Here is a 10,811-nt window from a genome sequence, read left to right on the forward strand (position 1 = left end):
ATAAAAACAAAAACCCGCCCACCGTCGTGGGGTTTTTTTTTGCCGGGTTTACGGCGTGGTGCCCTCCCACCCCCCCGCCCCCGCGCGGCCCCCCCCGGGGCCCCCGCCCCGGCCGGGCCCCGCGTCGAACGGTGGTTGGCTCAGGCGGTCACCGCGTCGAGCGCCTTCTTGATCGCCTTCGGCTGGGTGGGGGTACGCGGCGCGTCCGCGCGCAACGCGATCATCTTCTCGCCGATCTCCTGGAGCTGCTTACGGCCGAGCGCCTCGCGGACCTTGGGGAACCACTCCTCCTCTTCCTCCTCGACGTGGTGCGTGACGTTCTCGATCAGCACCGTGGTCTTGGCGGTGAAGCGCTCGTCGCCGGCGTCCATGCTGGCCAGTTCGGCGCAGAGCACGTCGGCCACGTGGTGCTCCTCGTACGACTCGAGGATGTCGTCCTCCAGGTCGGGCAAAAGCCGGCGGACCTCCGGGTACATCACCTCGTTCTCCAGGTAGGTGTGCACCGTCAGGGCCTCGAGGATCTGGTTCACCAGCTTCTGCCGCTGGCTCGCCGGCCCCTCCTCGGCGTCCTGGAAGGCCTTGAACAGGCGACGCATCTCCTTGTGGTCCTCTTTGAGCAGGACGATGGCATCGGTTGACACCGGCGTGCCCCCTTTCGTAGCTCGGCTGGGTGTCGATCCGGTACCCCGAGGCCGAGCGGCGAAACGGGCGAATGTGGCCGATCTCGCCTGTTCAAACGGTGGCCAGGGTGCGCGGGATCTCGTCGAGCAGTTCCCGCGCCAGGAAGCCGATCCGGCCGTACCGGGGGATCAGCCGTTGGCCGCTCACGGCGTGCGCGAACGCTCCCCAGCAGGCGGCCTGCGCCGGGTCGGCGCCCCGGGAGAGCAGCCCGGCGAGCAGGCCGGCGAGCACGTCTCCGCTGCCGGACGTGCCGAGGCCCGCGTCGCCGCTCTCCTCCCGCCACCCGCGCCCGTCCGGGGCGGCCACGTGGCCGTAGAGCGAGACGACGGCCTCGTAGCGTTGCGCCAGCTCGGCGGCCTCAGCGTCCAGGTCGTCGCCCGGCTCCCGGCCGAGCAGGTGCCCGGCCTCGGTCACGTTGGGGGTGAGCACCACCGGGCGGCCCGAGCCGACCAGCAGCTTCGGCTCGTGGCTGAGCGCGCCCAGGGCGTACGCGTCGAGGACCAGCGGGGTACGCGGCCCCGCCGCCTCCAGGACGAGACTCAGCAGCTCGGCGGTCTCGTCGATGCCCTTCAACCCCGGGCCGAGGGCCACCACATCGGCCACGCCGACCAGTTCACCGAGCTGGCCGGCCCGGTCGGCGGCGACCGCGCCGTCGGACGTCTCCGGCAGCCCGACCACCAGCGCCTCGGGCACCTGGATGCTCAGCGTGGCCGCGGTGGACTCGGCGGCGGCGAGCTGGAGCACCCCGGCACCGGCGCGCAGCGCGGCCACCCCGGCGAGCAGGACCGCCCCGGGCGTGAAGCGGGAGCCGCCGATCACCAGGACGGTGCCCCGGCTCTCCTTGCCGCCGGCCGGCACCGGCAGCGCCCAGTCGCGCAGCAGCCCCGGCGTGATCACCTGCACCTCAGACCGGTTCGGCATGGATCTCGTCCTCCCTCGTCGACTCGGCGCCCTGCCGGTGCAGGTGGCCGACCTCGTTGAAACCGCCCAGCGTCAGCCTGCCCTGGTCGTCGGCGGACCAGTCGGTGATCGAGCAGTTGGCGATGACGTGTTCGCGGGTCAACGCCATCAGCTCCGGCTCGGTCAGCCCCTCCACCAGGTACCGCAGGAGGAAGACCAGCGCGTCGTGGCCGAAGAGCAGCACCCGCTGGCCCTCGTGGTCGCGGCGCAGGTCGCCGAGGAGCGTCCGCAGCCGCAGCGCCACGTCGGTCCAGGCCTCACCGCCGGGCGGCCGGTAGTAGAACTTGCCCAGCCGGGCGCGGCGCTCGGCCTCGTCGGGAAACCGGCGGCGTACCCCGTGCCCGGTCAGGCCGTCGAGGATGCCCAGCTCCCGGTCGCGCAGCCGCTCGTCCCGGCTCACCGGCACCCCGGTGCCGTGCAGCGCCAGCTCGGCCGTGGACACCGCCCGCAGGTACGGCGAGACCACCGCCACGTCGGGGCGCCGATCCTCGGGCAGCCCGGCGAGCCAGCGGCCGGTCGCCCGCGCCTGCTCCTCGCCGGTGGGGGAGAGCGGCACGTCGGCGTCGCGGTGGCTGAGCCCGATCACGTCCGCGCCGTTCTCCTCGGCCCGGGTGGCCGCCACGTTCGCGGTGCTCTCCCCGTGCCGGATGATCCAGAGCGTCGACAGTTCCGCCATGCCGACCCCCCTACCCGGGCGCCGCGCGCGGTAACCGCGCCCGGGTCGCCACCGGGCGGCCGGTGCGTCGGCTCAGCCGCGCCGTTGCAGCAGGGCCACGGTCAGCCCGGTCACGTGCGTGACGCGGACCACGTCGTAGCGCTGGGCGAGCACGGCGGACTGCTTCTTCGGCAGGCCGGTCAGCGGCGCGTCGGTGACCGTCGGCAGCAGCACCCACAGCCGGGGCTCGTCGCGCAGGCAGCGGGCCGGGTCGGCGCAGTCCGCGCCGAACAGCTCGTTGCGGTGGGCCGCCGACTGCTGTTGGAAGACGTTGCGCGGCGACACGTCCGCAGGGAGGTAGTAGCGCACCCCCGGCTCGTGCATCCACCACCAGGGGCCGCCCGCCACGAGGCCGTCACCGGGCTGGTAGCCGGCCTCGATGACCCGCGCCGCCTCCGAGTACGACAGCGGCTTGAACGCCCGCCCCTGCGGATACGTGTACCAGCCGTGCGAGTACTCCCCGCGCAGCGCGAGCTGACCGGGCACGCTCAGGGCGGCGAGCACCACCAGCCCCACCGCGACCAGCGGGGCGCGGCGCACCGCGGCGACGCCCGCGCCGGCGAGCACCGCCCAGGCCGGCACGAGGAACAGCAGGTACTTGGAGAAGAAGTAGTTGATGTCGCCGGTGGAGGCCAGCAGGATCACCGGCAGCGGCAGGGCGGCGATCACCGCCGCCACGGCGGTCCGCGCGGCGGCGTCGCGGCGCAGGTGGGTCAGCACGCCCACCACGGCCAGCGCGGTGATCGCGGCGGCGAGCAGCACCGAGCCGAAGGCCTGCTCCCAGACCGTCCAGGGCGCGCTGTCCGGGATCCAGCTGATCTGCCGCCCCGCCTGCTTCATACCGCGCAGGATCACCGGCGCGGCGATCCCCACCCCGGCGGCGGCGGCGAGCACGAACCAGGCCAGCGACCACCACCGGCGCTCCCGCCAGCAGTGGATCAACACGGCCACGCCGTGCCCGAGCAGCAGCGTGAGCGCCACCACGTTCACCAGGCCGATGGCGGCCACGGCGAGCACGTACGCGATCCAGCGCAGCCACCCCGGCCGCTGCAACGCACGCAGCAGGAACAGGGTGGCCGCGGCCGCGGCGAGGACGACGAAGGCGTACGACCGGGTCTCCTGCCCGAAGCGGGTGACCGTGGGCACGAGGGCGAAGACGAACCCGGCGGCGATCCCCGCCGTCTGGTCGAACACCCGTCGCCCGACCAGCGCCACGCACGCGGTGGCCAGGACCATAGCCAGGGCCGACGGCAGCCGCACGACGGCCGGGCCGGTGCCGAACAGGGTCGTCCAGCCGTGCATGAAGAGGTAGTACGCCCCGTGCACGGCGTCGACGTTCGCCAGCATGCCCAGAATCTGCCCGGTCGAGCGGGTCGCCACGTCGACGGTCACCAGCTCGTCGTGCCACATCTCCGGGCTGCCGAGACGCCAGCCGACCGCGAGCGCGGCGAAGGCCGTGGGCCAGAACCAGACGCTGAGCGCGAGTCGGCGGACGAGGGGGAGTCGCCGTCGGGCCGGCTCGGTGGCTGGCGCGGGCGGCCCCGCGTCGGTCTGCGCGGGAGGCGCGTCCGTGGTGACGGCGCGGTCTGGCATCGGCGTCCGATCGGGGGGGCGTGCGGTGCGGGCGCGACGATGATAGCCCCCGCCGCGGTCGCCGTCGGCCCCGTCGTCCGGTCACCGCCGGTGGCGTCGCGACGGCCGTCAGGCCGGCTCGCCGGTACTGGATCCGGACGGGATGCCTGATAATGTGGCCGCGCCCGTCGAGCACTTCCACCACGCACAGTAAGGCCCGCGGAACCGATGATTGTCGACATCATGCTGCCGTACTACGGGAGCGTGCCCCTCATGCAGGCGGCCGTCCGCAGCGTGATGGCGCAGAGTGACCCGGGTTGGCGCCTGACCGTGGTCGACGACGGCACCGAGCCGGGCGTACCGGAGTGGTTCGCTCAGATCACCGACGAGCGGGTCCGCTACCAGCGCAACGAGCGCAACCTCGGGGTCACCGGCAACTACCGCAAGTGCGTCGGCCTCGCCGAGCACGAGTACCTGGTGATGATGGGCACGGACGACATCATGCACCCCAACTACGTCGCCACCGTGCGATCGGTGATCGAGCAGTACCCGGGCGTCGGCATGGTCCAGCCGGGGGTCGAGATCATCGACGCCACCGGCGCGGTGGTCAACACCATGGTCGACGAGGCCAAGCGGCGGCTCTACGCCCCGCGGGTCGAGTCCCGGGAGCTGATGGGCGGCGAGGATCTGGCGGCCAGTCTGCTGCGCGGCTGCTGGTTCTACTTCCCGTCGATCTGCTGGCGGACGGACGCGCTCAAGGCCGTGGACTTCCGCGACGAGTTCCAGGTCATCCAGGACCTGGCCCTGGTGATCGACCTGATCCAGCGCGGCGAGCAGATGGCCGTCGACACCACCCTGTGCTTCCAGTACCGGCGGCACGCGGTCAGCAAGTCCGCCGCCGACGCGGTCACCGGCACCCGGTTCACCGAGGCGCGGGCGTTCTTCGTCGACGTCGCCCGGCGCATGGACGAGCAGGGCTGGCCCCGGGCGGCGCGGGCCGCCCGCCGCTACATGTCGTCCCGGCTGCACGCCATCACGCTGCTGCCGACGGCGGTCCTCGCCGGCCGGATGACCGGCGTCAAGAGCCTGTCGCGGCACGCGTTCGGGCCGGGCCGATGACCGACCGCAGCCAGGGAGACGCCAGCGCCATGATCGTCGAACCACGGCACTCGGCGGAGGCCGCCGGACAGCGGCGGAGGGTGGCCGTGCTCGGTGGCACCGGCTTCCTCGGCCGCCCCATCTGCCGGGCGCTGGCCGACCAGGGGCACACCGTGGTCGCCGTGGCCCGCACCGCGCGCGACGTCGGGCCGGGTGTCGAGGTCCGCGCGCTGGACCTGGCCGCCGCCGACGTCGACGAGATCACCGCGGTGCTGCGCGAGCTCGATCCGGACGTGGTGATCAACGCCGCGGGCGGCATGTGGGGGCTCACCGACGCGCAGATGCTCGCGGTCAACGTCACGCTGGTCGAGCGGCTGATCGAGGCCGCCGGCCGGTTGCCCGGGCGGGTCCGGGTGATCCAGCTGGGCAGCGTGCACGAGTACGGGCTGGTCCCGGTCGACACCTCGATGCCCGAGGGGCTGCCGCCCGCGCCGGTGATGCCGTACGGCGAGTTCAAGCTGCGTTGCACCACGGCGGTCGCCGAGGCCGACCGGCAGGGCCTGATCGAGGGCGTCACGCTGCGGGTCGGCAACGTCATCGGCGCCGGCCAGCCCGGGCACAGCCTGCTCGGGGTGGTCGCGGGTCGGCTGCGCGACGCCCAGCGCTCCGGTGAGCGGGCCCGGCTGGAGCTGGCCCCGCTGGGTTCGCGGCGTGACTTCGTCGGCCTCAGCGACGTCGTCGCCGCCGTGCTGCTGGCCGCGACCCGCCCCGGGGCGGCCGGCCACGTGATCAACATCGGTCGGGGGGTGGCCGCCAGCGCGCGTGATATGGTCCAGCTCCTCATCGACGTGAGTGAGGTGCCGACCGACCTGGTCGAGGCGGAACGCACCGGCCCGGCCGAGACGAACTGGCAGCGGCTGGACGTCGGGCTGGCCGCCGAGGTGCTCGGCTGGTCGCCGAGCGAAGATCTGCACACCGAGATGAAGCAGTTGTGGGAGCACGCCGGCGCCGAGGTGCCCGCCTGATGGTCGAGAGGTTCCTGACCGCATGACTACCCCCGCCCTCGTCCGCTCCCGTGGCACGCTCGCCGATCTGCTCTCCGGCCGCAGCAACGGCATCGGGCTGATCCGGCTCTGCCTCGCCGTGGGCGTCGTGTTGTCGCACTCCAAGCCGCTCGGCTTCGGGGCCAACGACCTCGGCTACCACATCACCGGTCGGCAGACCAACGTCGGCACCATGGCCGTGTACGGCTTCTTCGTGCTCTCCGGCCTGCTCATCACCCGCAGCGCCCGGCGTACCGGCATCATCCGCTACGCCTGGCACCGGGCCCTGCGCATCTTCCCCGGGCTCTGGGTCTGCCTGCTGATCACCGCGCTGGTGTTGGCCCCACTGGTGGCGCTGCGCGAGCACGGCACCACCGCAGGCCTCTTCGACAACCCCTGGGACCGCGGCGGCCCGTTGGCCTACCTGCAGGCCAACTGGTGGACCGGTGTCCGTCAGTACGGCATTCAGGACCTGCTCAAGCCGACCACCCCGTGGGGTGAGAAGAGCGGCTCCAGCGTCTTCAACGGCGCCCTGTGGTCGCTCAAGTACGAGATGTTCTGCTACGTCGTGGTGGGCGTCCTGGCGATCACCGCGGTGCTGCGCAACGCCCGCCGGTTCGTGCTGTTCCTGACCGTCGCGCTCTACCTGAGCATCCTGCAGGACTGGGTGAGCTCCGGGCAGTTCAGCGGGCCGGCGTCCACGGCGAGCTGGTCGTTCGACTCGCCCCTGGTGGGCGTGATGAGCTTCCACTACATCGTCTACCTGGGCTTCCTGTTCGCGTTCGGCGCGACGCTGGATCTCTACCGGGAGCGGGTGCCGATCAACGACGCGCTGGGCATCGGCTCGGCCGTGGCGCTGGGGCTGTCCCTGCTCTTCGGCGGCTTCTTCGTCATCGGGCTGCCGGCGTTCGCGTACCTGCTGGTGTGGCTGTCGGTGCGGATGCCGCGCCAGCTGCACTGGGTGGGCCGCAAGAACGACTACTCGTACGGCATCTACATCTACGGGTTCGTCTTCCAGCAGGTGATGGCGAGCCTGGGCTGGAGCCGCTGGGGGTACGTGCCGTTCGCGGCGATGTCGGTCGCGGTCGCCTTCGCCGCCGCGTTCGTGTCGTGGAAGCTCGTCGAGCGGCCGGCTCTGCGGTTGAAGGACTGGACGCCGGGCTTCGTGGCCCGCCGCACGGCGCGGACGGTGCCGGTCGAGCAGCAGACCGCGGTGGCCGAGGAGCCACCCGGGACGCAGCCGGTGTCGGTCGGCGGCCCGACGGAGGAACTGCCGCAGCAGCCCGCCACGCTGGTCCCCGGCCGGTAGCCCACCGGGCCCGCCTCCACGTCGTACCCTCGGGGGCGTGGCCACGGCGGCGGAGGAGATCCAGGTGGGGGAGCGGCTGGTCCGCGTCTCCAGCCCCGACAAGCCGTACTTCCCGGAACGCGGACTGACCAAGCTGGACGTGGTCCGCTACTTCCTGGCGGTCGGCGACGGCATCCTGCGGGCGCTGCGCGACCGGCCGACCATGCTGGAACGCTGGCCGCGCGGCGTCTTCGAGGGCGCGACGATCGCCACCCGGCAGACCAACCGCGGTGACGCGTTCTACCAGAAGCGGCTGCCGGCGGGCGCGCCCGCATGGGTGCGCACGGCGCACATCACCTTCCCCAGCGGCCGGACCGCCGACGAGGTCGCACCGAGCGAGCTGGCCGTGGTGATCTGGGCCGCCAACCTGGGCACCCTGCGCTTCCACCCGTGGCCGGTGTCCGCCGCCGACGTGAAGCGCCCCGATCAGCTGCGCATCGACCTGGACCCGATGCCCGGCGTGGGCTTCGAGCAGGTGGTGCCGGTGGCCCGGGAGGTGCGGGCGTTCCTCGCCGAGCTGGGCATGACCGGCTATCCGAAGACCACCGGCGGGCGGGGCCTGCACGTCTACCTGTCGATCGAGCCGAGGTGGAGTTTCGGCGAGTGCCGCCGGGCGGTGCTCGCGCTGGGCCTCCAGATGCAGCGCCGGCTGCCGGAGCTGGTCACCACCACCTGGTGGCGGGACCAGCGGGACCGGCCGGTCTTCGTCGACTACAACCAGATGTCGCGGGACCACACGATGGCGTCGGCGTACTCGATCCGGCCGACGCCTCGGGCGCTCGTGTCGGCGCCGTTGGACTGGGCGGAGCTGGACGACGCCCGTCCGGAGGACTTCGACGTGCTCACCGTGCCGGCCCGGTTCGCCGAGCGCGGCGATCCGCACGCCGGCCTGGACGGGGACCGGCACTCGCTGGAGCCCCTGCTGGAGCTGGCCGACTCCGAGGGTCTGGAGGCCCCGCCGGAGCGGTGACCGGCGAGGCTCGCGCTACTGCCACGGGCTCTGCGTGCCGTCGAACTCCTCGAAGACCAGCCACGACCGCGTCGACAGCACCCCGGCGATGCGCTGCACCCGGTCGAGCACCACGTCGCGCAGGGCGGCGTTGTCCGGCGCCCGAACGAGGGCCAGCACGTCGTGCTCGCCGCTGAGGAGCGCGACGTGCTCGACGTAGCGCACCTGGGCCAGCTCGGCCGACACCTCCCGCCAGGTGTTCTGCTCGATCGTCAACGCCATGTACGCCGACGTGCCCAACCCGGCGGCCTCGGGCGCCACCTGCGCCCGGAAGCCTGTGATCACGCCTTCGCGCAGCAGGCGTTCCACCCGGGCGTACGCGTTGGTGCGCGAGATGTGGATCCGCTCGGCCAGGGTGCGCACCGACGTGCGCCCGTCGCGGACCAGCTCGTCCAGGATCCGCCGGTCGACCTCGTCCATGGCTCGGGCCGATCGTCCCGATCCGGTTCCCCGGCTCGCTCCGTCTCCGTTCTCCTGGCTCACCGACGCGCCTCCCACATGCCAGACGTCCCGCCTTCTGCGTGGATCTTGAGTCAATCATCCGTCAGGCGGAAGCATAGGCTCACCACACGTCCCAGGAGGTCCCGCCGTGACGACCACACCCCAGGCGGTCCGCAGGGCATCCCCGCGCGCCCGTCGGACGGTCACCCCGCCCGACCCGGCGCGCCCGCTGCTGCCGGACGCCGAACCGGTCCGCCTGCTCGATCCGACCGGTACGCCGCTGCCGGCCCGTACCGACTACCCGGAGCCGCCCGTCGAGGCGCTGCGCGAGCTGTACCGCCGGATGGTGCTCGGCCGCCGGTTCGACACCCAGGCGACCGCGCTGACCAAGCAGGGCCGCCTCGCCGTCTACCCGTCGTCGCGGGGCCAGGAGGCGTGCCAGGTCGCCGCCGTGCTCGCCGTCCGCGACACCGACTGGGTGTTCCCCACCTACCGTGAATCGATGGCGCTGGTTGCCCGGGGCATCGACCCGGTCGAGGTGCTCACCCTGCTGCGCGGCGACTGGCACTGCGGCTACGACCCCACCGAGGTACGCACCGCGCCGCAGTGCACCCCGCTCGCCACCCAGTGCGTGCACGCCGCCGGTCTCGCGTACGGCGAGGCGTACCAGGGGCGCGACACCGTGGCGCTGGCCTTCATCGGCGACGGCGCGACCAGCGAGGGCGACTTCCACGAGGGCATCAACTTCGCGGCCGTGTTCAAAGCGCCGGTCGTCTACTTCGTCCAGAACAACCGGTATGCCATCAGCGTCCCGCTGTCGCGGCAGACCGCCGCGCCGTCGCTGGCGTACAAGGGCGTCGGCTACGGGGTGCCCAGCGAGCAGGTCGACGGCAACGACCCGGTCGCGGTGCTCGCCGTTCTGACCCGCGCGGTCGCGCACGCCCGCGCCGGCAACGGGCCGTTCCTGGTGGAGGCGCACACCTACCGGATGGAGCCGCACACCAACGCCGACGACGCCAGCCGCTACCGCGACGGCGCCGAGGTCGACGCCTGGCGCGACCGCGACCCGCTCGCCCGCCTCCAGGCGTACCTGCGCGCCCGTGGCGTGCTCGACGACGCGGCGGTCGCCGAGGTCGCCGAGCAGGCCGAGGCGTACGCGGCGGACCTGCGTACCCGGATGAACACCCAGCCCACTGTCGACCCGCTGAGCCTCTTCGACCACGTCTACGCCGAGCCCACCCCGCAGCTCGTCGAGCAGCGCGAGCAGGTCCGCGCCGAGCTGGCCGCCGCGCGCGACGAGGAAAGTGACGACTGATGGCCACCACCATGGCGAAGGCGCTCAACACCGCGCTCGCCGACGCCCTCGCGGCCGACGAGCGAGTCGTCGTATTCGGCGAGGACGTCGGCCAGCTCGGCGGCGTCTTCCGGATCACCGACGGGCTGCAGGCCCGCTTCGGCGAGAAGCGCTGCTTCGACACCCCGCTCGCGGAGGCCGGCATCGTCGGCTTCGCCGTCGGCCTGGCCATGTCCGGGCTGCGGCCGGTGGTCGAGATGCAGTTCGACGCGTTCGCGTACCCGGCGTTCGAGCAGATTGCCTCGCACGTGGCGAAGCTGCGCAACCGCACCCGGGGCAAGCTCAGCGTGCCGATCGTCATCCGGGTGCCGTACGCCGGCGGCATCGGCGGGGTGGAGCACCACTGCGACTCGTCCGAGGCGTACTACGCGCACACCCCCGGCCTGAAGGTCGTCACCCCGGCGACCGTCGAGGACGCGTACTCGCTGCTGCGTGAGGCGATCGACGATCCCGACCCGGTGGTCTTCATGGAGCCCAAGAAGCTCTACTTCGGCAGCGCCGACGCCGAGCTGCCGGCGCGTACCGAGCCGTTCGGCCGACGTCGGCGCGACCGAGGTCGAGCAGTGGCTGACCCAGCCGGTCGACCCGGA

The 10,811-nt window shown here is 72.7% G+C and carries 10 protein-coding genes and 1 pseudogene; 6 read left to right on the forward strand and 5 right to left on the reverse strand.

Going from position 1 to position 10,811, the window contains the following annotated elements:
- Positions 1 to 140 precede the first annotated feature (140 nt).
- The 4 genes from ABZU46_RS28605 to ABZU46_RS28620 form a co-directional block, all read right to left on the reverse strand.
- Positions 141 to 641 carry a hemerythrin domain-containing protein gene (locus ABZU46_RS28605; RefSeq protein WP_354862600.1) on the reverse strand — a complete coding sequence of 167 codons (501 nt, stop codon included), beginning with the start codon at positions 639 to 641 and terminating at the stop codon, positions 141 to 143.
- A 91-nt stretch (positions 642 to 732) separates the two neighbouring features.
- Positions 733 to 1,602: an NAD(P)H-hydrate dehydratase gene (locus tag ABZU46_RS28610; RefSeq protein WP_354862602.1), complete on the reverse strand. Its 870-nt coding sequence runs from the start codon at positions 1,600 to 1,602 to the stop codon at positions 733 to 735.
- The gene (locus tag ABZU46_RS28615) at positions 1,586 to 2,317 is read right to left on the reverse strand and encodes a histidine phosphatase family protein (protein ID WP_354862604.1); all 732 of its coding nucleotides are present in this window, start codon (positions 2,315 to 2,317) and stop codon (positions 1,586 to 1,588) included. Before ABZU46_RS28615 ends, ABZU46_RS28610 begins: the two co-directional genes overlap by 17 nt.
- A gap of 72 nt (positions 2,318 to 2,389) precedes the next feature.
- Complete coding sequence (locus tag ABZU46_RS28620) at positions 2,390 to 3,949, reverse strand: glycosyltransferase family 39 protein (protein WP_354862606.1); 1,560 nt, start codon at positions 3,947 to 3,949, stop codon at positions 2,390 to 2,392.
- A 207-nt stretch (positions 3,950 to 4,156) separates the two neighbouring features.
- Here ABZU46_RS28620 and ABZU46_RS28625 point away from each other — a divergent pair, with 207 nt between their 5' ends.
- From ABZU46_RS28625 to ABZU46_RS28640, 4 genes are read left to right on the forward strand one after another with little or no spacing between them, the layout of a single operon-like run.
- Positions 4,157 to 5,047 carry a glycosyltransferase gene (locus ABZU46_RS28625; protein ID WP_354862608.1) on the forward strand — a complete coding sequence of 297 codons (891 nt, stop codon included), beginning with the start codon at positions 4,157 to 4,159 and terminating at the stop codon, positions 5,045 to 5,047.
- Positions 5,048 to 5,076: 29 nt separating this feature from the next.
- The gene (locus tag ABZU46_RS28630; protein WP_354862610.1) at positions 5,077 to 6,051 is read left to right on the forward strand and encodes an NAD(P)-dependent oxidoreductase; all 975 of its coding nucleotides are present in this window, start codon (positions 5,077 to 5,079) and stop codon (positions 6,049 to 6,051) included.
- Positions 6,052 to 6,073: 22 nt separating this feature from the next.
- The gene (locus ABZU46_RS28635) at positions 6,074 to 7,378 is read left to right on the forward strand and encodes an acyltransferase (RefSeq protein WP_354862611.1); all 1,305 of its coding nucleotides are present in this window, start codon (positions 6,074 to 6,076) and stop codon (positions 7,376 to 7,378) included.
- A gap of 37 nt (positions 7,379 to 7,415) precedes the next feature.
- On the forward strand, positions 7,416 to 8,387 hold the full coding sequence (locus ABZU46_RS28640; protein ID WP_354862613.1) for a DNA primase small subunit domain-containing protein: 972 nt from the start codon (positions 7,416 to 7,418) through the stop codon (positions 8,385 to 8,387).
- A gap of 15 nt (positions 8,388 to 8,402) precedes the next feature.
- Here the strand turns inward: ABZU46_RS28640 and ABZU46_RS28645 are convergent, their stop codons facing one another.
- The gene (locus ABZU46_RS28645; protein WP_234587152.1) at positions 8,403 to 8,846 is read right to left on the reverse strand and encodes an Lrp/AsnC family transcriptional regulator; all 444 of its coding nucleotides are present in this window, start codon (positions 8,844 to 8,846) and stop codon (positions 8,403 to 8,405) included.
- Positions 8,847 to 8,982: 136 nt separating this feature from the next.
- On the opposite strand from ABZU46_RS28645, the gene pdhA reads away from it, so the two are divergent.
- Both pdhA and ABZU46_RS28655 read left to right on the forward strand, forming a co-directional pair.
- Positions 8,983 to 10,182 (forward strand): pyruvate dehydrogenase (acetyl-transferring) E1 component subunit alpha, encoded by a 1,200-nt coding sequence (pdhA, locus tag ABZU46_RS28650; protein ID WP_354862616.1) that lies wholly within the window; start codon positions 8,983 to 8,985, stop codon positions 10,180 to 10,182.
- Positions 10,179 to 10,811: pseudogene (locus ABZU46_RS28655) on the forward strand (alpha-ketoacid dehydrogenase subunit beta); the annotation flags it as partial. The gene pdhA and the pseudogene ABZU46_RS28655, both read left to right, overlap by 4 nt.

Origin of the sequence: Micromonospora sp. NPDC005197, from assembly GCF_040608295.1 — a bacterium.
Classification (GTDB): Bacteria; Actinomycetota; Actinomycetes; order Mycobacteriales; family Micromonosporaceae; genus Micromonospora.

Bases quoted from the DNA above. Each gene is read 5' to 3' on its own strand.
- ABZU46_RS28635 (WP_354862611.1), top strand. From the start codon at position 6,074: ATGACTACCCCCGCCCTCGTCCGCTCCCGTGGCACGCTCGCCGATCTG.
- ABZU46_RS28625 (WP_354862608.1), top strand. From the start codon at position 4,157: ATGATTGTCGACATCATGCTGCCGTACTACGGGAGCGTGCCCCTCATG.
- ABZU46_RS28610 (WP_354862602.1), bottom strand. From the start codon at position 1,602: ATGCCGAACCGGTCTGAGGTGCAGGTGATCACGCCGGGGCTGCTGCGC.
- ABZU46_RS28615 (WP_354862604.1), bottom strand. From the start codon at position 2,317: ATGGCGGAACTGTCGACGCTCTGGATCATCCGGCACGGGGAGAGCACC.
- ABZU46_RS28620 (WP_354862606.1), bottom strand. From the start codon at position 3,949: ATGCCAGACCGCGCCGTCACCACGGACGCGCCTCCCGCGCAGACCGAC.
- ABZU46_RS28645 (WP_234587152.1), bottom strand. From the start codon at position 8,846: ATGGACGAGGTCGACCGGCGGATCCTGGACGAGCTGGTCCGCGACGGG.
- ABZU46_RS28630 (WP_354862610.1), top strand. From the start codon at position 5,077: ATGATCGTCGAACCACGGCACTCGGCGGAGGCCGCCGGACAGCGGCGG.